Source organism: Streptomyces rimosus subsp. rimosus (assembly GCF_000720725.1).
Lineage (GTDB): Bacteria > Actinomycetota > Actinomycetes > Streptomycetales > Streptomycetaceae > Streptomyces > Streptomyces rimosus_A.
The window spans coordinates 1-919 of record NZ_JOCQ01000229.1; the positions used below are offsets into that span (position 1 = coordinate 1).

The window sequence follows — 919 nt, forward strand, 5'->3', positions numbered from 1 at the left end:
CCGCCACGACGAGCGCCCGCAGCTGCCGCAGCGCGGCGCGGCGGCGGAGCTGACCGGCGGTGCCGACACCGCCGGTGGCACCGCGCAGCCCGGTACGACGAGCTGGGGCGCCCGCCGTGAGCGCGGTGCCGCGGACGACTGGCCGATGGCGCCCCGCCAGGAGCAGGACCGGCCGCGCGGCCACGAGGAGCCGGAGACCGGCGGCTTCGCCCGCCCGGCGGCCGGCGGCCCCGGCGACACGGCCGAGTTCGCGCGTCCCGACTTCGACGCCCCGCCGCCGGCTGCCGGCGGCACGCAGGCGGGCCGCGGCCCGGGTGACACCGGCGAGTTCGCACGTCCGGACGCCTTCGGTGCCGGTGCGCCGCAGCGCGGCGAGCAGAGCACCGGTGAGTTCACGCGGCCTGACGCCTTCGGCACCGACGTACCGCAGCGCGGCGAGCAGACCACGGGTGAGTACGCGCTCCCCGCCGACCTGCGGAGCGAGTCCCCGCAGGGCCCCGGCGACACCGGGCAGTTCGCCCGCCCGGAGGCCGGGTTCGGCGACCGCGCGTACGAGAACAACGGGTACGACACGAACGCGGGCAGCGCCTTCGAGGGCGGCAGCGCCTTCGGCGGTGCGCCGCGGCAGCAGGGTGCCGGGACCACCGGCGAGTTCGCCCTGCCCGCCGACCTGCAGAACGGGTCGCCGCAGGGCACCGGCGAGTTCGCGATGCCGCCCCAGGAGCGGGAGCGCCCGGCCGACGGCTCGGGTGACCTGCTCGGCGGCGGCTCGCCGGCCGGTCCGGGTGACGGCCGTACGCCGATCTTCGACACCATCGAGTCGAACTGGTTCAGCCAGCCGGCGTCCGGCGCCGCCGTGCCGCAGCAGGCCGCCGACGAGCCGGCGGCTCCGTCGGCGGAGCGCTCCGCGGCGCCGCCG

At 79.0% G+C, this 919-nt stretch carries 1 pseudogene; it reads left to right on the forward strand.

Annotation, left to right across the window (positions count from 1 at the left end):
• A pseudogene (locus IH45_RS0142635) lies at window positions 1–919 on the forward strand (hypothetical protein); the annotation flags it as partial.